Annotated in this window: 22 protein-coding genes; 11 read left to right on the top strand and 11 right to left on the bottom strand. The window is 52.2% G+C overall.

The features are described 5' to 3' along the window. From AAGR08_RS06885 to araD, 6 genes are read right to left on the bottom strand one after another with little or no spacing between them, the layout of a single operon-like run. On the bottom strand, window positions 1-768 hold the full coding sequence (locus AAGR08_RS06885; RefSeq protein ID WP_123754986.1) for an SDR family oxidoreductase: 768 nt from the start codon (window positions 766-768) through the stop codon (window positions 1-3). Continuing rightward, window positions 768-1,652, bottom strand: coding sequence for an NAD(P)-dependent oxidoreductase (locus AAGR08_RS06890; RefSeq protein WP_345829234.1), 885 nt, complete (start codon window positions 1,650-1,652; stop codon window positions 768-770). The genes AAGR08_RS06885 and AAGR08_RS06890 overlap by 1 nt, the downstream gene beginning before the upstream one ends. After that, window positions 1,653-2,528: an SMP-30/gluconolactonase/LRE family protein gene (locus AAGR08_RS06895; RefSeq protein ID WP_345829235.1), complete on the bottom strand. Its 876-nt coding sequence runs from the start codon at window positions 2,526-2,528 to the stop codon at window positions 1,653-1,655. After that, window positions 2,521-3,399, bottom strand: coding sequence for an aldose 1-epimerase (locus AAGR08_RS06900; protein ID WP_345829237.1), 879 nt, complete (start codon window positions 3,397-3,399; stop codon window positions 2,521-2,523). Before AAGR08_RS06900 ends, AAGR08_RS06895 begins: the two co-directional genes overlap by 8 nt. After that, the gene (locus AAGR08_RS06905; protein WP_345829238.1) at window positions 3,399-4,190 is read right to left on the bottom strand and encodes an aldolase/citrate lyase family protein; all 792 of its coding nucleotides are present in this window, start codon (window positions 4,188-4,190) and stop codon (window positions 3,399-3,401) included. Before AAGR08_RS06905 ends, AAGR08_RS06900 begins: the two co-directional genes overlap by 1 nt. A 9-nt stretch (window positions 4,191-4,199) precedes the next feature. Continuing rightward, a complete protein-coding gene (gene araD, locus AAGR08_RS06910; RefSeq protein ID WP_345829239.1) occupies window positions 4,200-5,951 on the bottom strand; it encodes an L-arabinonate dehydratase in 1,752 nt (583 codons plus the stop codon). A 216-nt stretch (window positions 5,952-6,167) separates the two neighbouring features. Here araD and AAGR08_RS06915 point away from each other — a divergent pair, with 216 nt between their 5' ends. Both AAGR08_RS06915 and AAGR08_RS06920 read left to right on the top strand, forming a co-directional pair. After that, the gene (locus AAGR08_RS06915; RefSeq protein ID WP_345829240.1) at window positions 6,168-7,934 is read left to right on the top strand and encodes a solute:sodium symporter family transporter; all 1,767 of its coding nucleotides are present in this window, start codon (window positions 6,168-6,170) and stop codon (window positions 7,932-7,934) included. Further along, window positions 7,910-8,938 carry a LacI family DNA-binding transcriptional regulator gene (locus tag AAGR08_RS06920; RefSeq protein ID WP_345829241.1) on the top strand — a complete coding sequence of 343 codons (1,029 nt, stop codon included), beginning with the start codon at window positions 7,910-7,912 and terminating at the stop codon, window positions 8,936-8,938. Before AAGR08_RS06915 ends, AAGR08_RS06920 begins: the two co-directional genes overlap by 25 nt. Before the next feature lie 44 nt (window positions 8,939-8,982). Here the strand turns inward: AAGR08_RS06920 and AAGR08_RS06925 are convergent, their stop codons facing one another. Continuing rightward, on the bottom strand, window positions 8,983-9,768 hold the full coding sequence (locus tag AAGR08_RS06925) for a DeoR/GlpR family DNA-binding transcription regulator (RefSeq protein WP_345829242.1): 786 nt from the start codon (window positions 9,766-9,768) through the stop codon (window positions 8,983-8,985). A 38-nt stretch (window positions 9,769-9,806) separates the two neighbouring features. Beyond that, window positions 9,807-10,703, bottom strand: a complete 897-nt coding sequence (locus AAGR08_RS06930) for a sugar kinase (protein WP_345829243.1) — start codon at window positions 10,701-10,703, stop codon at window positions 9,807-9,809. Between the two features lie 172 nt (window positions 10,704-10,875). Between AAGR08_RS06930 and yihU the strand changes: the two genes are divergently transcribed. From yihU to AAGR08_RS06970, 8 genes are all read left to right on the top strand, one after another. Further along, a complete protein-coding gene (yihU, locus tag AAGR08_RS06935; protein WP_345829244.1) occupies window positions 10,876-11,766 on the top strand; it encodes a sulfolactaldehyde 3-reductase in 891 nt (296 codons plus the stop codon). A 24-nt stretch (window positions 11,767-11,790) separates the two neighbouring features. Then, window positions 11,791-12,678 carry an aldolase gene (locus tag AAGR08_RS06940; RefSeq protein WP_345829246.1) on the top strand — a complete coding sequence of 296 codons (888 nt, stop codon included), beginning with the start codon at window positions 11,791-11,793 and terminating at the stop codon, window positions 12,676-12,678. 32 nt (window positions 12,679-12,710) lie between these two features. Beyond that, window positions 12,711-13,721, top strand: coding sequence for an alcohol dehydrogenase catalytic domain-containing protein (locus AAGR08_RS06945; protein ID WP_345829248.1), 1,011 nt, complete (start codon window positions 12,711-12,713; stop codon window positions 13,719-13,721). A gap of 69 nt (window positions 13,722-13,790) precedes the next feature. After that, on the top strand, window positions 13,791-15,218 hold the full coding sequence (locus tag AAGR08_RS06950; protein WP_345829250.1) for an MFS transporter: 1,428 nt from the start codon (window positions 13,791-13,793) through the stop codon (window positions 15,216-15,218). A gap of 94 nt (window positions 15,219-15,312) precedes the next feature. Further along, the gene (locus AAGR08_RS06955; RefSeq protein ID WP_345829251.1) at window positions 15,313-16,686 is read left to right on the top strand and encodes an MFS transporter; all 1,374 of its coding nucleotides are present in this window, start codon (window positions 15,313-15,315) and stop codon (window positions 16,684-16,686) included. Next, a complete protein-coding gene (locus tag AAGR08_RS06960) occupies window positions 16,676-17,569 on the top strand; it encodes an aldose 1-epimerase (protein WP_345829252.1) in 894 nt (297 codons plus the stop codon). The genes AAGR08_RS06955 and AAGR08_RS06960 overlap by 11 nt, the downstream gene beginning before the upstream one ends. A gap of 26 nt (window positions 17,570-17,595) precedes the next feature. Next, the gene (locus tag AAGR08_RS06965) at window positions 17,596-17,937 is read left to right on the top strand and encodes a hypothetical protein (RefSeq protein WP_345829253.1); all 342 of its coding nucleotides are present in this window, start codon (window positions 17,596-17,598) and stop codon (window positions 17,935-17,937) included. A 355-nt stretch (window positions 17,938-18,292) separates the two neighbouring features. After that, window positions 18,293-18,541 (top strand): hypothetical protein, encoded by a 249-nt coding sequence (locus tag AAGR08_RS06970; protein WP_345829255.1) that lies wholly within the window; start codon window positions 18,293-18,295, stop codon window positions 18,539-18,541. Window positions 18,542-19,309: 768 nt separating this feature from the next. On the opposite strand, the gene AAGR08_RS06975 is transcribed toward AAGR08_RS06970, so the two are convergent. Continuing rightward, window positions 19,310-20,368 (bottom strand): YeiH family protein, encoded by a 1,059-nt coding sequence (locus AAGR08_RS06975; RefSeq protein ID WP_345829257.1) that lies wholly within the window; start codon window positions 20,366-20,368, stop codon window positions 19,310-19,312. Between the two features lie 363 nt (window positions 20,369-20,731). Here AAGR08_RS06975 and AAGR08_RS06980 point away from each other — a divergent pair, with 363 nt between their 5' ends. After that, window positions 20,732-21,478, top strand: coding sequence for a GntR family transcriptional regulator (locus AAGR08_RS06980; RefSeq protein ID WP_123754975.1), 747 nt, complete (start codon window positions 20,732-20,734; stop codon window positions 21,476-21,478). On the opposite strand, the gene AAGR08_RS06985 is transcribed toward AAGR08_RS06980, so the two are convergent. Together AAGR08_RS06985 and dctA are read right to left on the bottom strand one after the other, a co-directional pair. Continuing rightward, a complete protein-coding gene (locus tag AAGR08_RS06985; protein WP_345829259.1) occupies window positions 21,465-22,460 on the bottom strand; it encodes an Ldh family oxidoreductase in 996 nt (331 codons plus the stop codon). The genes AAGR08_RS06980 and AAGR08_RS06985 overlap by 14 nt on opposite strands. Then, window positions 22,457-23,779, bottom strand: coding sequence for a C4-dicarboxylate transporter DctA (gene dctA / locus AAGR08_RS06990; protein WP_345829261.1), 1,323 nt, complete (start codon window positions 23,777-23,779; stop codon window positions 22,457-22,459). Before dctA ends, AAGR08_RS06985 begins: the two co-directional genes overlap by 4 nt. Window positions 23,780-23,791: the final 12 nt, after the last annotated feature.

Below are 23,791 nucleotides of genomic sequence, written 5' to 3' on the forward strand. Positions count from 1 at the left end.
TTAGTTGAGCGAAAGCCCTGCATCGACGATGAAATCCTGGCCTGTGCAGCCACTGGATTCATCGGATGCCAGGAACAGAGCGAGTCTTGCGCAGTGCGTACCGTCAAGACGGAATTTGAGCGCCTGCATTTCGATAAACTGGTTTACTGCCGCCGGATCGAGTTTCGCCCACATGGCGTCCTGTTTCGGTGTCCGGATCGCGCCAGGCACCAGGCTGTTCACGCGTATGCCACGAGCCCCTAGTTCCTGCGCCAGAGTACGGGTGAAGCCATGAATTGCCGCTTTGGACAGGGAATAGCAGACGCGACCCGGGCGGCCACGCATCCAGTTAATGGAACCCATATTGATAATGCTGCCGGTGCCTTTACGCGTCATCCCGGGAATAACAGCCTGAATGGCGAACAGATGATGGCGTAAATTCACATTGATGCGGTTGTTAAAATACTCTTCGGTTAAATCGTCAATAGTATGGTGGTCGTCACTGCCTGCATTATTAATAAGAATATCCACATCGCCTAGATTCTGAATAACGGCGGCGAAGCACTCTTTTAATTGTGGAATATTAGTGACATCGCAGGGTAAAAAGAAACATCCCATTTCCTGCGCCAGTTTTTCGCCAGCCTCTCTATTAAAGTCCAGGAAGGCAACGTGAGCACCCTGGTCAACAAAGGCGCGAACATAATCCTCACCAATGCCGCTGGCCCCACCGGAGATGACGACAACTTTATCTTTCAGACTTTTATAAATAACATTATCATACGTGTTCATTATTTACCTTCTGTATTATCTTTTGAATTTGTTTTGACGACTTTATAGGTGGCACTGAAATCTTCTTCACCGAGACCGTCTTCCAGTCCGCAGTCATATACCCCTTTGACGACATCCACGCCGGGCAGATTTAATCCAGATTCAACGAGCATGGCTTTCATGATATTGACGTCTTTCGCCATATTCTGCAGAGAGAACGCGGTGCGGTAATCTTCCTGCTTCAGGCTATTTATTTTGCTGTCCAGATACCAGTTCGTCGCGCCGCCATAGGAAATAGCCTTGTGGAAATCGGTTTTGTCGATACCGTAATGATCGGCAGTGGTCAGCATTTCGTTAACGCTATTCTGAATGCCCGCAACCATCAGGTTATGCAGGATTTTCATCACTAAACCGCGTCCATTCTCACCCATATGAATCTGGTTGTTACCCATCATCGCCAGCACAGGCTTCACTTTTTCCCATGCAGATTTGTCACCGCCAATATAAATCCCCAGTTCACCTTTTACTGCTGCGGGAACCGATTTGACGACGGGCGCGTCCAGCATAATGGCACCCGTTTTTTCAACCTGACGGGAAACCTCAATAGAAACGGAAGGATCAATAGTCGACATATCAATGGCGATTTGTCCTTTATGTAATCCGGGGAGTAGTGCTTTATAGACTTCCCGCACATGCTCGGAGCGTGGAACCATACTAATAATAACGTCAGCGGTGTCGGCTATTTCCCGAATGGAAGCCGCGGGTTTCGCCCCCGCAGTGACTAACCGGGAAACTGCATCCTGATTAATGTCATAGACCAAAACATCACCGGAAAATTTGCTGATGATATTTTTGGACATAGCTTCGCCCATCAGGCCAAGCCCGATAAATCCAATCTTTTTCATTTATTCGCTCTCTTTAAATTTAGCTTTTGCAACTCCAGAAACAGCAACATCCAGAGTAAATATTGCCCCGGACAGCGGGCGTTCCTGTATTTCTTCCACGGTCATATTTTCCCGCGTGGTGGTGATAAATAATGTTTTCATATTCTCACCGCCAAAACAGACCATGGTAGGACAGCGTACTGGCAGCGAATATTCCTGCAAAACGTCCCCTTGTGGAGAAAACCGCGCGATTCGCCAGCCGTCAAAGAGCGCGCTCCAGTAGCACCCTTCGCTATCCATCGCCGCGCCGTCTGGCCTGCCGTTGCCAGGCGGAAAGGTTTTCCATACCTGACGTGGACCGGATCTACCGTTTTCATCCAGCGGCGCGCGATAAATCACGTGATTTGGCGTGTCGCTGGTGTACATCCATTTTTGGTCAGCTGAAAACGCCAGTCCGTTTGCGCCCAGAATGTCGCACTGCAATACTGTTGTTTTCAGCATGGCATCAACCCGGCAGAGCAGGGCGCCGTTGTAATCACGCGGCCCCCAGTATGTTCCGGCGTAAAAGCGGCCAAGCCAGTCAGTACCCCCATCATTGAAACGTGCGAGCTGTGGATTATTCGGGTTATCACAGACCTTCTGTTGCAGGTTGCCATGTTCATCGGTCAGCCAGATACCGGTACGCATGGCGACAATAAAGCCGCCACGCTCGCGCAGCGCGAAACATCCCACCTCTTCCGGAAAATGAAAAACGGCCTGCTTACCCGTGCGTAGGGTGTAGCCGTGGATCTGTTTTTTCAGGATATCTGTCCAGTAGAGCGTTTGCGTGTCGGCATCCCAGGTTGGGCATTCCGGTAGCTCGCCCTGATAATCAAAAAGAAGCGTCGGGTTATTCATCGTCAGACATCCTTATGGTCATCTCCAGCGTCAGCGTGCTGCCGGGGAGAACGATATCCATCGCCTGCTCGCTGCTGTCGGGCGGAAAAATATTGATGGCATTGTTGATGTGGCTTACCGGCTCAATTGCGACGACATTGCGCTCAAGGCCGGGAATGAAGAATACGGCGTTTGGTGCGTCGCTGGTGAGCGTGGCGCTAATCCCTCGTGAAGGCCAGCGTACCGCGGCTTCTCCGTTCCAGCCGGTAAAACAGTTGTCCACCGATTCAGGTACCGGTTGACGAAATACCCGGTAGTCCCACAATTCCGGCGTAGCGATTTCACGACAGGGCAGGCTGTCGTCGCCATTCAGCCATACGCGTTGCGCCGCAAAATAGACTTCGCTGCGGTCCGCATAGGCGAAAAACGGATGAAACCCCAGCCCGGCAGGAACAGGAATGTCAGCCAGATTGCGGTAATTCAGTGTCATCGTCAGGCTGTTTTCTGTGAGCGCAAAAACCTGCTGCGCTTCCCACGGCCAGGGCCAGCCCTCTGATGCCGGACGCTGCAGTGTGAGGACAATAGATTCGCCGCTTTGTTGCGCTCGCCATTCCTGCTGCCAGCCGTTGCCGTGCAGGGCATGAGGATGGTTGCCAAAGTTACGTGCCACGACCCTGTCGCGCCCGGCGAAGTGAAAACGGCCATTGGCAATACGGTTTGACCAGGGAACGAGAGGGTAACTACCGCATAAATTCGCGCGCTGTTCGCCCTGCGGATTGAGTGGCCGCAGAATGTCATGCCCGCGCCAGCGCAACCAGGCGAGCCCGCCGCCTAGTGCTGGCGCAACGGCGATGTGAACATCGCCGCAGGTGCCTTCAATGAGCAGGGTCATTAATACACCTCACCGCCACGAATGCTTAACTGCTCACCACGGATGGCTGCCAGCTGTTCTTTCGCGCGTGCCAGCAGGAAGCTCATATCGGATGCCAGCGCCACAAAAGTAAAACCCATCTGTTGGTATTTATTGGCCAGGTCTGGATTGCCGCCAACAATGCCGCACGGTTTGCCCAAACGCTGGCAGACCTCAAGCCCACGCTTGATCATCGTCTGTACTTCCGGGTGGGACGGATTGCCCGGATGGCCCATCGCAGAGGAGAGGTCGCCGGGGCCGATAAAGAAGCCGGTAATGCCTTCCACTTCGTTGATGGCATTGATATTGCCAATGGCTTCCGGCGTTTCGAGTTGCAGGATAAGGCACAGTTCATCATGCGCCTCCTGCACAAAACGAGGGTTACCGCCCCAGCCGGATGCACGGTGCATCGCGGCAAAACCGCGTTTGCCATACGGTGGATAATAGGCAGATTCGACGGCTTTTTTCGCCTCTTCAACGGTGTTGATAAACGGGATCATTAGCGACATAGCGCCGCCATCCAATGCCCGTTTGATCAGCACAACATCGTTACCTGCCAGTCGGTAGAGCGGTGTTGTGGTGTGGTTAACGCTACGGATTGCACGATCAATACGGATGGCGTCCAGCGTATCGACAGCGACATGTTCCTGGTCCAGTACCAGGAAATCGAATCCCACCGTGGCCATGGCTTCGGCGACCGTATCACTACCGGTCATCATCCAGGTACCTAACATACGTTCTCCGGATAGAATGGCGTGCTTAAAGTTATTCATGACTGTTCCTTAAAAAATAGGGGGTTCCGGGACATCGCTGCCGGATTGCAGAAAGTCAAAATCGCAACCTTCATTTGCTTGGGTAACATGTTGCTGATAGAGCGCAGCCCAGGAACGACCAAAGACTTTGTGTTGTGGGATGAAGGCGGCGCGGCGGCGTTCGAGTTCTGCGTCATCGACCAGCATATTCAATGTGCCTGCTGCGATATCCAGCGCGACCAGGTCACCGGTTTTGACCAGCCCGAGTGGCCCGCCAATGGCGGCTTCGGGGGCGACATGCAGAATGCAGGTGCCGTAATGGGTACCTGACATACGGGCATCGGAGATGCGCACCATGTCGGTTACGCCCTGTTGCAGCAGTTTTTTGGGTATCGGCAGGTTGCCCCATTCGGGCATGCCCGGTGCGCCAACAGGACCGGCGTTACGCAGGATGATGACCGTATCTTTGGTGACATCCAGATCCGGGTTATCGAGGGTGTCAGACAAGGCCTGATGCGTATCGAAAACCAGTGCCGGGCCGATGTGTTTACGCAGATGTGGGCTGGCGGCGGAGGATTTCATCACCGCTCCGTCCGGGCAGAGGTTGCCGCGCAGTATGGTGAGCGCGCAGCCCTGCGACAGCGGGATGACCGGGTTATTCAGATCGCGAATCACGTCGTCGTCATAGCATTGCACCTGCTCGATCCACTGGCTGATGGGGATGTTCGTTACCCCGACGGTTTCGGTATGCAGGAAGCCGATCAGTTTTTTCATCAGCGCTTTCATGCCGCCAGCGAAGAAAAAGTCGTCCATCAGGCAGGTACCGGAAGGGAAAAGATTCGCCAGTACCGGGATTTTGCGCGCGATTGCTTCCATATCTGCCAGATTCAGCGGAATTGACGCACGATTCGCCATCGCAATCAGGTGGATGGCCGCATTCGTTGAGCCGCCCAGGGCCATATAGGCGACGATGCCGTTGAGGAAGTTCTCTTTTTTCAACCAACGAGACGGCTTATGGTCGTACCACACCATGTCGACAATTGTCTGACCGCACTGCGCTGCCATTTGCGGGTGGCGGCAATCCGCCGCAGGAATGGAACTGGCGCCTGGCAGAGTAAAACCCATAGCATCAGCGATAGAGGTCATGGTGGATGCGGTACCCATGGTGTTGCAGGTACCGATCGAACGAGTCATCGCCCCTTCCAGCTCTACCCAGTCGTGTTGGGTGATTGCCCCAAGGCGCAACTGATCCCAGTATTTTTTGGTGTGCGTGCCTGCTCCCGTTGCCTGACCGTGCCATTTCCCGGTGGTCATTGGCCCCGCCGGGCAGAAAATCAGTGGGATATCCATCGACAGTGCGCCCATCAGCAGTGCGGGTGTGGATTTATCACAGCCGCCAAGCAGGACGACGCCATCAATGGGGTGCTGGCGCAGCAGTTCTTCGGCTTCCATGGCGAGGAAGTTGCGATACAGCATGGTGGTGGGTTTTACCATCACCTCGCCCATCGAGAGTGCTGGAAGCTCTACCGGAAAGCCGCCAGCCGCCCATACGCCGCGCTTAACGGCTTCCGCCCGCTCACGCAAATGCGAGTGGCAGGCGCTCATGTCGCTCCAGGTATTGATAATGCCGATAACAGGTTTGCCGAGGAACTCTTCCCGGGCGAAGCCCATCTGTTGTGTGCGTTGCCGATGCGCAAAAGCTCTGATCGTTTCCGGCGCGTACCAGCGTTGGCTGCGCAGTTCCCCGATCTCACGGCGAGTTAAGCGATCCTTATTGAACATAGTCGTCATTGCCTTACGTTTGATTTGTTTTTACAGTAATATCGTAGCGCTACGATTAGCAATATGAATAAGACGTAATATGTGACAAGGGACACAATTTCCACGATCTATTTATGGTTTTTCTTAGTGGACTTCAAACTTTCGTAAAAAGGCCAATTACCTGCATTTTTCCCGTGTGATAGTACTCCGATATCCAGGCCAGGAAGGGGCACTTTTATGGAAATGTTATTTTCTGTCGGCACATTTCTGCTTTTTTTAATTTTCGTAGCGCTATGTTCATATCGTAAAACAAAAGGGATTTCTGAATCTGGCGTAGAAGGATTTTTTCTGGCGGGGCGTGGATTAACCGGCTACTTTATTGCCGGTTCTCTGCTGCTTTCTAACCTTTCAGCGGAACAGCTGGTGGGGCTGAACGGCAACGCTTACCGCTTTGATATTAGCGGCATGGCCTGGGAGAGCACCGCAGCGGTTGCAACGGTGGTGATGGCGATATTTTTTCTGCCGCGCTTTTTACGTCGCGGTATTGCCACCATGCCGCAGTTTCTGGAAACCCGCTTCGACTGCACTACCCGGCGCATAGTCAGCATCATGCTGCTGGTGGGATACGCGGTGATGGCCAATCCGTGCAGCCTGTATCTCGGTGCCATCACTATGAACGAAATGTTTGATTTTCAGCAGATTTTCCATCTTCCCTCCTGGGGCGCGATTGGCGTGCTGGCGTTTGCGATGGGTGCGGTTGGTGGGCTGTACGCCACGCTGGGCGGGCTTAAAGCTGTGGCGATTTCTGATACGATCAGCGGCATCATTTTACTTGTTGCCGCCTTGTTGATTCCGGTGCTCGGTCTGTTCGCCCTGGGGGAAGGCTCATTGCTAACGGGTAGCAAAATGCTGTTAAATCATCCCGATCAGCTCAATGCGATTGGTTCTGAAAGGTCGTCGGTGCCGTTCAGTACGATATTCACCGGGATGCTGTGCGCAAACATGTTCTATTGGTGTACTAACCAGATGATTATTCAACGCACGCTGGGGGCTAAATCATTGGCGGAAAGCCAGAAAGGGGTACTGCTGGCGGGTTCCATCAAACTGCTGGTACCGTTAGTCATGGTGCTGCCGGGGCTGATCGCATTTAACATGTTCGGCCCGGTTTTCGCCAATGCCGACTATGCTTACCCCGAGCTGGTGAAGGCGGTGCTGCCGTGGTGGTTGATTGGGATGTTTGCGGCGGCCATTTTCGGGACGGTAATAAGCCACTTCAATTCCATCATCAATTCCAGCGCCACGTTGTTTGTGCTTGATCTCTATGGACCATTAACCGGTTGTAAAAATGAGAAAAAGCTGGTAAGAGTGGGTAAGATGGCATCCGTGATGTTTTCTCTGATCTCAATCATTATCGCGCCGCTGTTGCTCCGCAGTCCGAATGGCATTTTTGATTTAATGCGTCGGTTTACCGGTTTTTACAACATCCCCATTATCACTATTGTGCTGGTGGGGTTTTTGACACGCCACGTGCCGGCACTGGCGGCGAAATGCGTACTCATTTTCCATATCATCGCGTATGGCCTGTATACCTTCACGTCGTTGAATTCACTTATCCCTCTGCACTTTATTCATATCATGGGTATTTTGTTCGTCGTTGAAGTGGCAATCATGCTGTTGATTGGCAAGGCGCGCCACATTGACTGGATTGAACCGCACGTACCGCCCGCTAAAATCCCCATGAAAAAATGGCGCTACGCGCTGCCTGTGAGTGTTATTATGATGACCGTTTTAGTCAGTATTTTTATTACCTTGTCCCCGCTGGGGCTGGCGGCGAAAACCGGGGTTCCGGACAGTTTCGTCTGGCTGTTGGCAATAGTGTGGACTACAGCATTAATACTGATTCTGGTATTAACACGACGTCATCGTGCCGGCGAACACACGCCAATGCCGCTGGCGTTGCAGGAAAGTGTGGGAGAGGAATGCGCCAGAGATCACGCCAAATAGTGAAACTTGATGATGTTGCTGAAAAGGCGGGCGTTTCGCCTTCCACGGTTTCTCTTTATATCCGCCAGCCTGACCGCGTATCTGATAAAACCGGAAAGAAAATTCAGGCTGCCATTGATAACCTGGGTTATGTGCATAACAAAATCGCCAGTCAGTTTACCGGCGGGCAGAGCAGCAATATGGCCGTGGTGCTGCCTTCGCTGGCGAACACCTTTTTTAGCCATGTGGTGCAGTGCATTGAATCCACCGTTAGCGCGCAGGGTTTCCAGCTGTCGATTGCTTCCCATGACCACAGTCTGGATAAAGAAGAAGAGCAAATTCGCTCTATTTTGCAATGGTCGCCCGCGGTGATTGCCATTGCCGGGGCCGATCACAAGTCGTCGACGTTGAAAATGCTGCGTAACAGTGGCGTTCCGGTGGTACAGATGTGGCAGGTTAACGGCGGTGCGTTCCCGGCTCAGGTCGGCAACAACCATGAGCAAATTGGCTACACTGCCGCGCGTTACTTGCTGGAAACCGGGTGCGACAAGCTCGCCTATTTCACCACGCGCTTTGATGATGATATCCGGGCACGCATTCGTTACATCGGTTTTTGCCGCGCGCTGGAAGAGCATAACAAAACGCCGTTGCTGGTTGATATTCCCCGGTCAGAAAACATCTGGCAGGCCAGTCGCGAAATTCTGACGAAAACCCTGGTCAAAGAGCGCGGGCTGGACGGTATTTTCTGTACCAGCGACGCCATTGGCACCGCGTTGCTTATGGAGGCGCAGGCCAGAGGTATAGCGATTCCGGAGAAGCTTAGCATTTTGGGTTACGGTGATTTCCCCTCCAGTGCATGGCTTTCCCCGACGACACTGAGCAGCGTAAATCTTAATGCGGATACTATGGCTGTATGCACGGCAGAGATGATGTTGAAAATGAGCGCTAACAGGAGTTATGAAGGCGAAATAGTCGATGTGGGGTTTGAGATTATGCCGCGAGGCAGTACGCGACTGCCGTTTTGAAACGGTGCCCGGTTTTCCGGGCACGCGCAATCATGTTGATCCGGTCAGGCGTCATCCTCAGCAATGACCAGTTCCACCTTGTCTTCTTCCAGCAGTTGCCGAAATGCCGCAGGCGGCTGTTTATCAGTAAAAAATGCTTTGACCTTGCGTGCATTGCCAATCGAAACGGCCGCAGATGCGTGGAATTTTGTATGATCGGCGACCAACAACGTGTGGCGGGCATGGGCCATCATAGTTTTGGCGACGATGGCTTCATTCACGTCAAACTCGAGTAACGTGCCGTCGTTCTCAATGGCACCTACGCTGGTGATAAGGTAGTCCGCCCGGAAGCCCTCAACGAAACTCACCGTTCCTGGCCCAACGATGCCGCCATTGTGCGAGCGCAACATGCCACCTGGTACCATGACTTCCAGATTCTGGTTTTTATACAGAATTTGCGCCACGCGCAGGCTATTAGTGATGATGCGCAGGTCCTCGCGGCCCAATAGCGCACGGGCGACGGCTTCAACGGTCGTCCCGATAGTAATAAACACGGTGCAGCGTTCAGGAATATAATCCGACACCGCATTGGCCATTTCCCGTTTTTCCTGGGTTAATGACAGTTCACGCTCTTCAAACGCGGTGTTCATGACGCTCGAAACGCGCCCGGCCCCGCCGTGGTGTCGGGTGATTAAACCCTGCTCACTCAACTTACGAATATCGCGGCGGATAGTTTGGGTCGAAACATCCAGTAATTGCGCGAGCTCTTCAATATTCATATAGCCACGTTCAGCGATGTAGTGAACAAGCTGATCGTGTCGCGGATTACCGGTCAGTTCGGTGATGCTCATGAACACTCCTGTTAGTTCCCCTGTAAAAACCTGTTATTTTATGCATAAAGTGACAAAAATGACGCGATTTTCTCACGTTCTGGTATACCCGCACGTCCTCCGGGACGCGTACATTTCATTGCGGCCACTGCGCTGGCGAACTGTACGGCGGTTTCTGTCGGCATGTTTTCCGCCAGCGCCAGAGCGAGCGCGCCGTGAAAAACATCGCCGGCACCGGTGGTGTCTACTGTTTTGACGACAAAGGCCGGTAGGTGACAAAAACGATCATACTCTTTCCATAATGCGCCTTCCGCGCCCTGAGTAACATAAACACGTCCATCCGTTTGCGCGGCAGCTTTGTTTAGACTCTCTTCTGTGTCCTCACATCCGGTCATCCGTTTCAGGCCGGGTGCAGAAAAAACGGCATGGTCAGCCAGGGCAACCAGCGGCGTGATGTCCTGCGGTGTGACATCGGCATCCAGCAATGTCGGGACACCCGCAGCCCGTGCCAGTTTAAAGGCTTTTGTAGTACCGTCATGCCAGCGAACATCGGCGAGCACCATATCATATTGCGAAAAATCAATAGATTCGAGCCAATCTGTGTCGACCGGAAGATCCGGGCTGGGATAGTTGATGATGATCCGCTCACCGTGCTCATCCACCAGAATGGCCGATTGTGAAGATCGTGCCTGCGGTACCTGAAGGCAATGCTGTGTATTCACGCCAAACTGCTGGAGTTCGGCAATTAATGTCTTACCGCAGCTGTCGTTCCCAACGCGGCCGATAAAATCGACCTCTGCGCCAAGACGCGCAATCGCTACTGCGGCCGTAGCTGCAGGCCCTCCGCCGGTTTCCTGGTACTGGTCCGACTGGTATTTACCGCCGCCTGTCGGTAACGCATTCATATAGTAAATACGATCCTGTACGGCAATCCCTACACACGCAATTCTGGTCATCGTTGTCTGTTCCTGTTTTATTTTGTCGTCTAACGCTCATTTTAATGACATAAATGATCAAATTAGTGACGAGTGTCTGGTTTTTGGGTATGGATTACAAATATGATCAAAAACAGACGAAAATTGCTTGTTTGTTGTAGTTTTTTGCTCATTCAGTTACAGGAGAGTGTTCATGTCCATCATCGCATTTTTAGGGCTTGGCCAGATGGGAAGCCCTATGGCCAGCAACTTGTTGCGTAAAGGCCATTCCTTACGTGTTTTCGACCTCAACCCACAGGCAGTCAACGCACTGGTGGGAAAGGGCGCGGTTGCTGCAACGACACCCGCAAATGCCACCCTGGATGCCGAGTTTATCATCACCATGCTGCCTAATGGTGACATTGTCCGCGATGTCCTGTTCGGTGAAACGGGCGTGTGCGAAACGCTGAGTTCAAGCGCGCTGGTGATCGACATGTCCACCATTCACCCCCTGCAAACCGATGCGCTGATTAGCGAAATGGCTGAAAAAGGCCACGCCATGATGGATGCGCCGGTTGGACGCACTTCTGATAACGCCAAAGACGGCACCTTGCTTATTCTCGCGGGTGGTACGCCTGAACAGGTTGAACGCGCCCGCCCGATCCTGATGTGCATGGGGTCGGAGCTGGTAGACGCGGGCGGGCCTGGAATGGGGATTCGCGTCAAACTGATTAACAACTATATGAGTATCGCGCTCAATGCGCTTTCCGCCGAAGCCGCGGTGCTGTGTGAATCCTTAGGCCTTGATCTCAATGTCGCTATCAAGGTGATGAGCGGCACGGCGGCAGGTAAAGGCCACTTCACCACCACCTGGGCGGGCAAGGTGCTGAAAGGCGATCTCTCTCCGGCCTTTATGGTCGACCTTGCGCTGAAAGATCTGCGTATTGCCGTTGACGTCGCCCGACAGACCGGCGCACCGCTGGGTATGGGGGAAGTCGCCGAAACCTATTACCAGTCAGCCAGCCACGACGGCCGGGGCCGCCAGGACTGGAGTGCCTTGTTATCTCAGGTTCGCCGCCTTGCTGGCCGACCAGACTCTCTTTAATTATCGATTACGACAGGAGTAATTATGTCTTCCCTGAACACCCCTTATACCCTGAAAGATATCTCGCGTCCGGGCGGTGGATTCGCCATGCTGGCCGTCGATCAGCGCGAGGCTATGCGTTTGATGTTTGCCGCTGCGGGTCAGCCAAAACCGGTTGCCGACAGCGTACTGACCGATTTTAAAGTGGCGGCGACGCGCATTCTTTCTCCTTATGCTTCCGCCGTGCTGGCTGATAAACAATTTTGTCTCGAGCAGATTATTGCACAGGGCGCGGTGGCTGATAGTTGCGGTCTGATTGTAGCCGCCGATCATTTCGTGCCGGGTAACGGTATTCCGGTTGATAGCGTGGAAATCGACCGGGCTATCGATCCGCACCGTGTACGTGAAATGGGCGGTAAGGCCATGAAGCTGCTGGTGCTGTGGCGTGAAGACGAACCGGCAGACGAGCGTCTTGCGATGATCGATGAGTTTGTTCAACGCTGCCGCAGTGCCGGTCTGGTGAGCATCATAGAGCCGGTTGTTCGTCCGCCGCGCCGCGGCAGGGAATTTGACCGCGAGAGCGCCATTGTAGCCGCTGCCGCCGAACTCGGTAGCACCGCGGCTGATCTTTACAAAGTGGAAATGCCGCTGGGCGGGAAGGGCAGTGAAGGTGAACTGCTGTCGGCCTGCCAGAAACTGAATGACCAGATGAATATGCCGTGGGTCATCCTTTCATCAGGCGTTGAGGCCGATGTCTTTGGCCGCGCTGTGCGTATTGCTATGAAAAGCGGGGCATCCGGTTTCTTGGCGGGCCGTGCGGTCTGGGCATCGGTTATTGGCGCGCAAGATCCGCAAACCATGCTGCGCGATGTGTCAGTCCCGCGTCTGCAGAGGCTGGCCGAGATTGTTGATGAAGGTATTTCTCAGCGTTAACACAAAACCATAAGCGCATCAGGAGAACAACCATGGACAAAATTACCCAAGTTTTATTTTCCGATATTGGAAAGGTCACGACGCAGTATGTCGAGCAGCCACACCAGGAACTTAAGCCTCACGAAGTCCGCATTGCCCCGGCATTTTTCGGGATTTGCGGTTCGGATTTGCATGTATTGAAAGGCGGACATCCGTTCGCCAAACCGCCCGTCGTGCCTGGGCATGAAATTGCGGCTCGCGTGACCGAAGTGGGCAGCGATGTGGTGAACGTGAAGTCAGGCGATCATGTGGTGGTCGATCCCATCATGGCCTGTATGGAGTGTCGTGCCTGTAAAACCGGGCGCTTTAACCTGTGCGAGCCGCCGCATGTGGCGGGTTTTCGTGCGCCGGGCTTTGCTCGTTCTCAGCATGTCGTGCCGGCGCGCAACTGCCATATTGCACCTGCCTCAATGCCGTTAAAAGTGCTCGCGTTTGCTGAACCTGCCGCCTGTGCGCGTCACTGCGTAACACGCATGCCGCAAGCCTCGCTGGAAAGCGTGCTGGTGATTGGCGCGGGCACCATTGGTCTGTCGATTGTGCAGGCGCTGCGCATCATGGGCGCGGGTGAGATTACCGTTATCGAACCCGATGCCGCTAAACGTGCTCTGTCAATCAAACTGGGTGCCGCACAAGCCTGTGCTCCCGGTGAGCTGGATGCGCAGGCCCGTTTTACTGGTGTGATTGATGTAGTTGCCGCGCAGGCGACGCTCAATGAGGCCTGCACCCGCGTGTATGCCGGTGGCACCGTGGTTTGCATGGGGGTACCGAGCGGCCCGCGTGAAATTCCGCTGCCCATGATGCAGCGTTTCGAACGCGACCTGCTCAACTCCGGCATGTACATCCCCGAGGATTTTGATGCGGTAATCGAATGGCTGGCTGACGGGCGCTTTGATACCAGCGAGCTGGTAACAGACATGTTCCCGGTGAGTGAAGCCGCCGCGGCGTTTGAACGCGCACAGCAAAATGATTCCATCAAAGTCATGCTGCAATTCGCCGACGCGTAATGGGCCACAACCTCTGACAGGCGCCGCACCAGGGCGGCGTCCCCTACAACAAAAGAAAAGGATATTGTGATGGTACAAATCACCAGTCCTGCACCTTACTCAATAAGTCGTCCACAGGACGTGATTGATATTGTTAATAAAAACTCGGCTGTTAACGCAAGTGCAGGCGTTATATTCATTGCGCTGGGCGGCATTTTGATTGATGCCTATCAGGCAGCGATGGTGGGTTTTGGTAATAAATATATTGCGGCCCAGTTTGGTATCTCCCCGGGTCTTGCGGCGACGGTAAACGCCTCAGTGCTGATTGCGGCACTTATCGGCGGCCTGCTGGCAAACCGTGTCATCAACCGTTTTGGCCAGCGTCGCGCATTTTTGATTGGTATGGCGTTGTGTACTTTAGGGGCTGCAGCCGTGGCCGTTGCGCCCAATATCTGGTGGGTACTGGTCTGCCGTGTGGTAATGGGCTTCGGACTGGGTATCGACTTCCCGTTGGCGACCAATGCCGTGGCAGAGCTTCGCGGCTCCACGTCGAAAAAAACCGGCACATCGGTCAACCTGTGGCAGATGGCGTGGTATGTGTCGACCACCGTGGTGTATCTGGTGCTGTTGCCGCTGCTGCTTTCCGGGATTGGGGAAGACCAGCTCTGGCGCTACGGCATTTTCATTGGCGCCGTGTTCGCCGTTATCATCATGATCCTGCGCTACGTCTTTATTGGTGAATCGGCCATGTGGGCGGCACGCGTCGGTCGCTATGATGAAGCTTGCGATATCTTGCGTAAACGCTATGGAGTACATGCCAGCGTGGCGCAGGAAAAATCCATCACTCAGGCCACGCAGAGTGAAAACAAAATCCACACCGGGTACGGCATTCTGTTCAACGGGCGTTATCGCAAACGCACCATCCTGGGATGCATTGTCGCCACGATGCAGGCATGGCAGTACAACGCGGTGGGCGTCTATTTACCGCTAACGCTCGCGGGTATTCTGAGCGGCGGTCTGACGGGGGCACTCTCCGGTTCGGCGGTGGTTAACGCCCTGTGCGGGATCTCCGGTGGCCTGATTGGTTCTCTGATCCTGCAGCGCTTAGGGACACGTCTGCAGTCAATGTATGGCTTCGCCGTCGTGACTCTGGCGCTGCTGGCACTGGGCGCGCTGGCCACGACCAATCCATGGCTCTCTCTGGGGCTGCTGGGTGCCATCATTTTCTTCCACTCAGCTGGACCTGGCGGGCTGGGGATGACGATCGCCACGCTCTCCTATCCACCGAGTATTCGCCCGACGGGTGTCGGTTTTGCCCGCGCGATTATGCGTACCGGTGCGATTGCTGGCCTTATATTCTGGCCTATGCTTTGGGGCGCGTTAAAGACGGATGCCTTCTTCTGGCTGGCGCTGGTGCCTTTCCTCGGTTTCATCACGTGCGCGCTGATTAAATGGGAACCGTTGGGAGCCAACGTGGATGCGGAAGACGCTCAGGTATTAGCTGAACTGGAAAAATAATAACGCGCCCGGCATGTATCGATGCGCGATGACCTGTACCTGCTGTGGGTGAATTTCACCCACAGTTTTCTCACCGCTACGGAGAGGAAACACAATGTCTGAAAGATTAAATGAACCCGCTGCCGGACTCTCCGGCAAAGCGATGCGCCGCGTCGTCATGGGAAGTTTCGCTGGCGCATTACTGGAATGGTATGACTTTTTTATTTTTGGCACCGCCGCCGGGCTGGTGTTTGCGCCGTTGTTTTTCCCCGATAGCGACCCCTTTATTGGCGTTATCGCGGCTTTTGCCACCTTTGGCGTCGGCTTCCTCACTCGCCCGCTGGGTGGCATTGTTTTCGGTCATTTTGGCGACAGAATTGGCCGTAAAATTACCCTTATCTGGACGCTGGGCATTGTCGGTACCTCCACATTTCTGATCGGGTTTATTCCCACTTATCACGATATTGGTATTTGGGCTCCGCTGCTGCTGATGGCGCTGCGCCTAATTCAGGGGTTTGGCTTGGGCGGTGAGTATGGTGGAGCAGCGCTGATGACCATTGAATCTGCGCCGCAGAAGAAACGGGGTTTTCTGGGCTCATTACCACAAACGGCCGCTTCCGTCGGCATCATGCTGGCGACCGGGATTTTTGCGCTCTGCAACCATCTGTTGTCCCAGGAGCAATTTCTTTCCTGGGGCTGGCGTATCCCGTTCTGGCTGTCGGCGCTAATGCTGGCGGTGGGGATGTTCATTCGCCTGCATACCGAAGAGACTCTGGATTTTAAACAACGGCAGGGAAAGGTGCATGAAACGAAAGCACCGCCGCCGCTGATTGAGCTATTCCGTAAACACCCGAAAAATATCTCGCTGGCGCTGGGTGCGCGTCTCGCTGAGAGCGTTTCCTCAAATATTATCAACGCCTTTGGCATCGTCTATATCTCCACGCAGCTGGCGCTTTCCCGAGAAATTCCGCTAACCGGCATGTTGATTGCCTCCGCCATCGGGATAGTAAGTTGCCCGTTGGTGGGCTGGATTTCCGACCGCGTGGGGCAACGCAAAATCTATCTTCTGGGAGCAGGATTTTGTGTGCTGTTTGCGTTTCCCTTCTTCCTGCTTCTGGGCACCAAAAGCGTGGCGATTATCTGGATAAGCATGATTCTGGGCTACAACTTTGGCCCGACGATGATGTTTGCCGTTCAGCCAACGCTGTTTACCCGTATGTTTGGCACTCAGGTGCGTTACACGGGACTCTCTTTTGCCTATCAGGTATCTGCCATTCTCGGTGGTATGAGTCCCCTTATTGCCTCAAGTTTGTTGGCATTAGGGGGCGGCGAGCCCTGGTATGTGGCCACCTTCTTATTCGTTGTTTCTGTGGCGTCGTTTGTATGCGTCTGGTTTATCGAACCGCTGCCGCTCAATACACCCCAGGGAAAGGCGCAAAAATTGACACAAGATTATCACTTTCTAAGGAACCAATCTCATGAACAATAAAGGGGAAAATGCACATTTTCAGGCACTGCAACAGGCGTTTGATGCGTCCTGGCCGGGGCCGATGGGTGATGCCATTACATTGAAATGTAGGCATGTTGAGGTGACGGTTTATCCTCAGGATGCCGCCCGGATGACGTCGCTACGGGTATTTGGCTATGAATTACTGCGCCAGTGGAACCCACAGCGTCGCGCGTTTCAGTATGGTTCATTTCCTATGGTGCCGTGGGTTGGGCGTCTGGGTAATGGCCAACTGGATGTGAACGGGAAAATCTGGCAATTGCCCGCCAATAAACCTCCTCATGCGCTGCATGGGATGGCGTGTTATTCCTTGTGGGAGGTTGTTGAACAAACTCATGAGAGTCTGACACTCCGTATGACACTGGCAGACCCGTGGCCGTGGAAAGGCTATGTTATACAGCGGATTGCGTTGCAGGGCGATGCGCTAATCATGCATCTGGAAATTCACAGTGATGCAGATACGTTTCCGGCCTCTGCAGGGTGGCACCCCTGGTTTTTGAAACATCTGTATTCCGATGGTGACCAGAGTGAACTGGGCGTTCAGTTTTCAGCGGACTGGCAAGAGGAGACTGGCGAGAATGAACTTCCCACCGGTAAGCGGATAACACCACAACCAGGCCCCTGGGATGATTGTTTTGGTTTTATCCGAGGGGTACACGCCAGTCTTGTTTGGCCCGGCCGGCTGACGCTGAAGATGACTTCTACTGCTCATAGTCTGGTTATCTTTGATAAGCAACCTGATGCGACTTGTGTCAACCCTTTAACTCAGGCACCTAATGATATTAATCGAATACCACAGTATGTGACTCAGAATCAACCGCTTATTATTTCATCTGAGTGGAAATTTACCAAACATATTAATTAGTAGATTGTCTGACCTGGAGAAAAATCATGTCCAAATTATGTTCGTTACATAACGGAGCAGGTGCATTTAATCGCTCACATCAGGCATGGTATTTTAATCAGCTTATTAATCTGGAAGATGCCAAATGGGAATTTGCTTTAGGTAATATCAGAAGTGATGCCGATCAAACTCTGAATGCGCTAATGTTGCAAAAAGGAGAATATGTACTTGATACGGTCACCCCGGAAGGTACCCATAACTTTGAAAAAATCGCCAGCATAACGAAAATAATCACAAGAGGAAATAAAAATGCTGCGCTAATAAATCAAGGTGCACTTAGTTATACTCGAGTTATTTCCTTTGCCGTTACTGTGGGTGGATATTTTTAAAAAAATGACTTTAGGCTTGACCAGTCGCATCCTGATATTGCCAATGACTTAAAATATGGAAATGAGCCTTGTACTATCTATGGTGTTTTAAGAGGCCTTCTGGCATACAGAAAAGAAAAAGGTGATAATAAAGTCACTTTGCTGTGTTGCGATAACCTTAGACATAATGGTTCACGTTTCTATCAAGGTTTGCTGGAGTTTATTTCTCTAACTGGAGATAATGCCCTACTAAACTGGGTAAAAGAGCATACTTCAGCGCCCAACTGTATGGTTGACAGAATCACCCCCAAGTCCAGATGCTGAGTTAACAAAAAGAGTAAAAAATTCCCTTGGTTTTAATGATGACTGCCCGGTCATGTCTGAATCTTTTATTCAGTGGATCATTGAAGATAATTTTGCAGCTGATCGTCCAGCACTGGAAAGAGTCGGTGTCATGTTTGTTAAAAATGTGGAGCCTTATGAAGAGGCAAAAGTTCGGATCCTTAATGCCACACATGCATTCTGTGCGTGGGCTGGGACCCTTATTGGGAAAACATATATCCATGAAGATATTGCTACTCACGTTATAAAAAAATGGCATGGGATTACATTACTAACGACGTGATCCCTTGTTTAAACTCTGGCACAATGGATCTTACAGAGTATCGTGATATTGTGTTATCAAGGTTTAGCAATGCATGGTTAAAAGAAACCAACGCAAGGGTATCCTGCGAAGGGTTTACAAAAAATTCCAGGATTTGTCGTCCCTTCAATTGTTGAAAATAGAGTTAATGGTAAAAATGCAATATCAACTATCAAAGTAGTCGCTATGTTTTTTTTGTTTTTGAAAGCATGGCATGAAAAGAAGATTCCTTATGAATATAAAGATACAATAATGGATGTTGCAGAAGCTCATGGTTTTTTTTGATAGTCAAGATCCTTTATGGGGGTATTGCTCATCAGAGAAACTATTTGCAAATATAATTGATTTAAATCTTTTCTATAAAAATCTCAAACAGGAAGTTGTTGAAATAGAAATCTGGATGCGAAATGTGCATTCTGAATCGTCGCCGGATTAACAAACCCTGCGGGCTGAAGGATCTTCAAAAAACGAAATTTTACATCAATAAGAAAACGGCAAATTTGCCGTTTTCTTATTAAAGCGTAAAAACAGACGCTCAATTTGAAGACTAGTCAGCCCGAAAGCAGACAAAGAAAAGCATGCATCAGGTTGTGATCCCTGGTTAATATTGAATCGCCACAGATAATTTAGACACTTCCGAACCGTCGTTGGTCTGACCCCACCCCGGTAGACAACGCTACCCTGTATGTCGAGATACAAAGAAAAGTCTATGGGCACACCACAATTCGCCCCTGAATTTTACATTATTCATCATCCCAACCAGTGATGGATGAGCAGATTTATCATCCCGCCACCAACGACTAACCAGATAAACAAAATTAACCCCAACAAAAAAGGACGCAATCCGGCGTTTTTAAGTTGACTGATTCTTGTCGATAATCCCAGCGCAGCCATCGCCATCGCCAGCAATACGTTATCCAGGACATTGATGCCTGATACCATGGCGGGCGGTAAAAAGTGGAATGAGTTAAACAGTGCGACCAAAATAAATATCAGCGCAAACCACGGAAAGGTGATGCGTTTCTGGCGAGTTCCGACTTCGCCCACGTACCGGTTCACCATCGCTCCCAGTACCAGCAGAAAGGGCGCCAGCATCATGACCCGCAGCATTTTCGCTATCACTGCGGCGTTTTCGGTGTCCACACTCACTGCATGACCGGCCGCGACCACTTGTGCTACTTCATGCATGGTTGAGCCGGTATAGATGCCAAACTGTGTCAGTGAAATGCCGGGCAGCGCATGGGCAAATTCGCGCCAGATAAAGGGATAAAGAAAAATACCCAGCGTGCCGAAAATTACCACCGTTGCCACAGCCACCGCGACTTTTGACGCTTCTGCTTTTACTACGGGCGCGGCTGCCAGGACTGCTGCAGCACCACAAATGCTGCTGCCAGCGCCGATTAACCAGGCGGTTTTTCTATCGATTCCTAACAAGCGATAGCCCAGAGTGCTGGCAATAATAAAAGTGCTGCACAGCATTATCACATCGATCATGACACCACTGACGCCTACATCCATCACCTGCTGAAAAGTCAGGCGGAACCCGTACAGAATGATGCCAAGACGCAGTAATTTCTGCTTGGAAAACTGCATTCCTTCATCACAATACGGATGAATCGACGGATACACAGTATTGCCCACCGCAATGCCGACGATGATGGCCAGTGTCAATGCACCCAAACCGAGGCCAGACATAATGGATTGATTGCCCAACCACGCGGTAGTAAAAGCGATAATCGCCGTTAGCAATAGGCCAGGGATGAAACGCTTGAAGCTTTGTGAATGTTTCGTCAGGGATAATTCGGCCATAACTTTCTCCTCATGTATAGGACTGAGCATGAGAGTAAATCGACCAAAAGAATAATTTATTATAACGTTATCGCTAATCTGAATATCAGATATAGACTCATCAGGAACAAGGCTTCTGTGTCAATGCCACTCAGTATTAAGTTAATACTGCAATACTATCAGATAATTAATTGAGTTCCCGGCCAGTGTAGCAAGATAAAAATCACGCTTCTCAGAGGAAAAACGTGAGCCGCGCTGAATAGTAACAATAAAAAACCAGCTGAATAGCGTGATTCAACGCGATCAGGATGCTCGGAATTCCTATATATGTCATAGTGTGAATAGTCAGCATTGCCCTATGTCGTTCTTAGTGAGGAAGACATCATGAGTCAGGACATTCCTTTATCGGCTGAAATGAAATCGGCCGTCTTTCAACCGCTTTATCTGCAAATCAGCCAGTTATTGCTGGAAAGAATAGCCTCCGGCGAATGGCCAGCAGGCACTTATATCCCCAGCGAGGCGAGTCTGGCAGATTCCTATAATGTCAGCATTGGTACCTTGCGTAAGGCCTTAAATGAGCTGGTGAGTAACAACGTGGTTATCCGCTACCAGGGTAAAGGCACGGTGGTTGCTGCACATGATTCCGATAGCGCATTATTTCGGTTTTTTAATATCCTGCGTGAAAATGGCGAGCGTTCACTGCCGCTGTCGCGAGTGTTGGCGCGTCATCTGCGCACCGCATCAGAAGAAGAAGCGCTGGCGCTGGATATTGAGCCTGGCAGTAAGGTCATCCATATCTGGCGCGTGCGTGACCTGGATGGTGCTCCCGCCATTCTTGAACACGTCTATATTGATGCAGCACGCTTCCCAGGGATGGATCGTGAACCTGACATCCTGCCGAACACGCTTTACCAACTGTACCAGCAGAAATATGCCTGTACCGTTGCCAATGCGCATGAGCAAATTAAAGCGATAAATGCAGGACCGGATGAAGTCCTGCATCTGGAGGCGGAAGAGGGGGAGGCACTGCTGCGCATTTACCGCATTGCGCGGGATTTCCAGGATAAAGCTGTGGAGTATCGTGTATCCACTGTGATGACGCGGCACCACGCCTACTTTAACCAGCTCTGATTCGCAGCTGCTCCAGCAAAGCAGCCGGCAGTGAAATCTGCGTGCTGTTTTGCTGCGCTACTGCCTGACGACGTTCTCCAGGCAAGCGCACGCCTGGTTGCTGCTGCATGGCTGCAAACAACTGCTCGCTGTGTTGCAAATATCCTGCGGAGAAAAACGCGGGGTTCAGCAATAACAGCAACTGTGCAATATGTGGCGGTCCTCCCTCGGTATTGAAAAATGAACTGGCCTGAAAACCATAATTGCTGCCAGTCAGACCAGCGGTGAGCAGTTCAACCATAAGTGCCAGGGCCGCCCCTTTTGTGCCGCCCGCCGGTGCCATGCTGCCCGCTAGTGCGGCGTCAGCATCTTGCGTGGGATGCCCACCTCTGTCCAGCGCCCAGCCCAGCGGAATAGCCTCTTGCTTCTGGCTGGCCAGCATAATTTTGCCGCGCGCCACTTCTGAGAGCGAAAGGTCAATGACCAGAGGATGCTGATTCTCACGCGGAGAAGCAAAAGCTATGGGGTTGGTGCCAAACAGCGGGGTGTTGCCTCCCCATGGCGCCATTGCAGCCGGGCCGTTGCTGAATGCGAGGCAGACCAATCCCTGACGCGCGGCCTGTTCAGCGTAATATCCGGCCATGCCGAAATGGTGCGAGCGGCTAATAGCCACCGCCACAATGCCGCAATGCTGCGCCAGGGCGATCCCGTGATCCAAACCTCGCTGCACGGCAGGAAACGCCAGGCCGGAATCGGCATCAACATTCACCGCGCTGCCATACTCTGCCAACACGGACTGCGCATCTGGCTTCAGTTTACCGATATCCAGCTGATCGAGATAGAATGGCAGTCTGGCAAAGCCGTGAGAGGCGATGCCAGCTTGCTCGGCTGCCATCAATGCGGCGCAGGTATCCGCCGCTGATACAGAACTGACGCCGGATTTTCGTAGTGCCTGTTGAGCAATAATGCTGAGTTCTTCTACCGCCAGCGTAATGTGACTCATTGCAATGTACTCCTCTCTTCTCGTGTGGCCGGCATTGGCGTGTCGACATTTTGCTGTTCTGGCAGAGTGATTACCCCCGGCCCCTGTCGTAGTTGTTCATGTAGCTGTGCCAGATCGAGTTTCTTTTCCCAACGGGCGATCACCAGCGTCGCCACCACATTACCGATCATGTTGGTGACGGCGCGCATCTCATTGAGGATGCGATCAATGCCCAGCACCAGCGTGATACCTGCCAGCGGAATAATGTTATGAGTTGCCAGTGTGGCAGTTAACGCTATCAGCGCCGCCCCCGCAACGCCTGCGCCACCTTTTGATGTGAGCAACAGAATCAATAGCAGGCCAATTTGTTGCCACAGTGTCAGGTCGGTATTGGTGGCCTGAGCAATAAATAGCGAAGTCATAGTGAGGTAAATCGCTGCACCATCAAGGTTAAATGAGTACCCTGTTGGCAACACCAGCCCGACAATGGCGCGGTCGCACCCCAACGTCTCCATTTTTACCATCAGGCGCGGTAGTACCGATTCGGTGGTTGAGGTGCCCAGCACAATTAATAACTCTTCCCGGAAATAGAGGATGAGCCGCCACAGGTTGACGCCGACCAGTTTACAAATCAGACCCAGTACGCCGCCAATAAACAGAAAACTGGTGATATAGAGACAGACAATCAACATGCCAAGGTGTTGCAGGGAGGTGAGACCATATTTACCCACGGTAAAGGCGATGGCACCGAAGGCACCCAACGGTGCCAGGCGCATGATGAGCTCGACAATCCGCATCAAGACTTCGCCGCACTGCTCGATCGTTTTGGTGATGAAGGCGCTGCGCTGCGAAACCAGCGAGAGCGCAACCCCAAACAGCACCGAAAATAACAGTACCTGTAGTAAGTTCCCTTGGGCAAAGGCGCCAATCACCGAGTCTGGAATTATCTGCTCCAGGAAGCCTTTACTGTGCTCACTGATGCTAACGTAATGATTTACGGTGCTGCCGTCCAGCTTACTGGCATCAATATTCATGCCTGCGCCTGGTTTGATCACATCGGCCACCACCATGCCGATAATCAGCGCCAGCGTGGTGACCACTTCAAAGTAGATTAGCGTCTTGCCGCCGACTTTGCCGACCTGCTTCAAGCTCTCCATCCTTGCAATACCAATCGCCACGGTACAGAAAATCACTAAGGTCACGATCATCTTTATCAGACGGATAAAGGTATCGCCGAGGGGTTTCATCTGAACGGCAAAATCAGGAAAGGCGTACCCCACAGCAACTCCGGCGACCAGGCCAATAAGAACCTGGACGTAAAGGTGCTTGAGCATTCGCATTGAGTTGTCCTC

Source organism: Pantoea sp. BRR-3P, assembly GCF_039621635.1.
GTDB classification, from domain to species: Bacteria; Pseudomonadota; Gammaproteobacteria; order Enterobacterales; family Enterobacteriaceae; genus Pantoea; species Pantoea floridensis.

Bases quoted from the DNA above. Each gene is read 5' to 3' on its own strand.
- araD (WP_345829239.1), bottom strand. From the start codon at position 5,951: ATGTTCAATAAGGATCGCTTAACTCGCCGTGAGATCGGGGAACTGCGC.
- AAGR08_RS06895 (WP_345829235.1), bottom strand. From the start codon at position 2,528: ATGAATAACCCGACGCTTCTTTTTGATTATCAGGGCGAGCTACCGGAA.
- AAGR08_RS06900 (WP_345829237.1), bottom strand. From the start codon at position 3,399: ATGACCCTGCTCATTGAAGGCACCTGCGGCGATGTTCACATCGCCGTT.
- AAGR08_RS06985 (WP_345829259.1), bottom strand. From the start codon at position 22,460: ATGAGTCACATTACGCTGGCGGTAGAAGAACTCAGCATTATTGCTCAA.
- AAGR08_RS06920 (WP_345829241.1), top strand. From the start codon at position 7,910: ATGCGCCAGAGATCACGCCAAATAGTGAAACTTGATGATGTTGCTGAA.
- AAGR08_RS06905 (WP_345829238.1), bottom strand. From the start codon at position 4,190: ATGAATAACTTTAAGCACGCCATTCTATCCGGAGAACGTATGTTAGGT.
- AAGR08_RS06970 (WP_345829255.1), top strand. From the start codon at position 18,293: ATGTCTGAATCTTTTATTCAGTGGATCATTGAAGATAATTTTGCAGCT.
- AAGR08_RS06945 (WP_345829248.1), top strand. From the start codon at position 12,711: ATGGACAAAATTACCCAAGTTTTATTTTCCGATATTGGAAAGGTCACG.
- AAGR08_RS06960 (WP_345829252.1), top strand. From the start codon at position 16,676: ATGAACAATAAAGGGGAAAATGCACATTTTCAGGCACTGCAACAGGCG.
- AAGR08_RS06980 (WP_123754975.1), top strand. From the start codon at position 20,732: ATGAGTCAGGACATTCCTTTATCGGCTGAAATGAAATCGGCCGTCTTT.
- AAGR08_RS06915 (WP_345829240.1), top strand. From the start codon at position 6,168: ATGGAAATGTTATTTTCTGTCGGCACATTTCTGCTTTTTTTAATTTTC.
- AAGR08_RS06890 (WP_345829234.1), bottom strand. From the start codon at position 1,652: ATGAAAAAGATTGGATTTATCGGGCTTGGCCTGATGGGCGAAGCTATG.
- AAGR08_RS06955 (WP_345829251.1), top strand. From the start codon at position 15,313: ATGTCTGAAAGATTAAATGAACCCGCTGCCGGACTCTCCGGCAAAGCG.
- dctA (WP_345829261.1), bottom strand. From the start codon at position 23,779: ATGCGAATGCTCAAGCACCTTTACGTCCAGGTTCTTATTGGCCTGGTC.
- AAGR08_RS06885 (WP_123754986.1), bottom strand. From the start codon at position 768: ATGAACACGTATGATAATGTTATTTATAAAAGTCTGAAAGATAAAGTT.
- AAGR08_RS06975 (WP_345829257.1), bottom strand. From the start codon at position 20,368: ATGGCCGAATTATCCCTGACGAAACATTCACAAAGCTTCAAGCGTTTC.
- AAGR08_RS06925 (WP_345829242.1), bottom strand. From the start codon at position 9,768: ATGAGCATCACCGAACTGACCGGTAATCCGCGACACGATCAGCTTGTT.
- yihU (WP_345829244.1), top strand. From the start codon at position 10,876: ATGTCCATCATCGCATTTTTAGGGCTTGGCCAGATGGGAAGCCCTATG.
- AAGR08_RS06965 (WP_345829253.1), top strand. From the start codon at position 17,596: ATGTCCAAATTATGTTCGTTACATAACGGAGCAGGTGCATTTAATCGC.
- AAGR08_RS06940 (WP_345829246.1), top strand. From the start codon at position 11,791: ATGTCTTCCCTGAACACCCCTTATACCCTGAAAGATATCTCGCGTCCG.
- AAGR08_RS06930 (WP_345829243.1), bottom strand. From the start codon at position 10,703: ATGACCAGAATTGCGTGTGTAGGGATTGCCGTACAGGATCGTATTTAC.
- AAGR08_RS06950 (WP_345829250.1), top strand. From the start codon at position 13,791: ATGGTACAAATCACCAGTCCTGCACCTTACTCAATAAGTCGTCCACAG.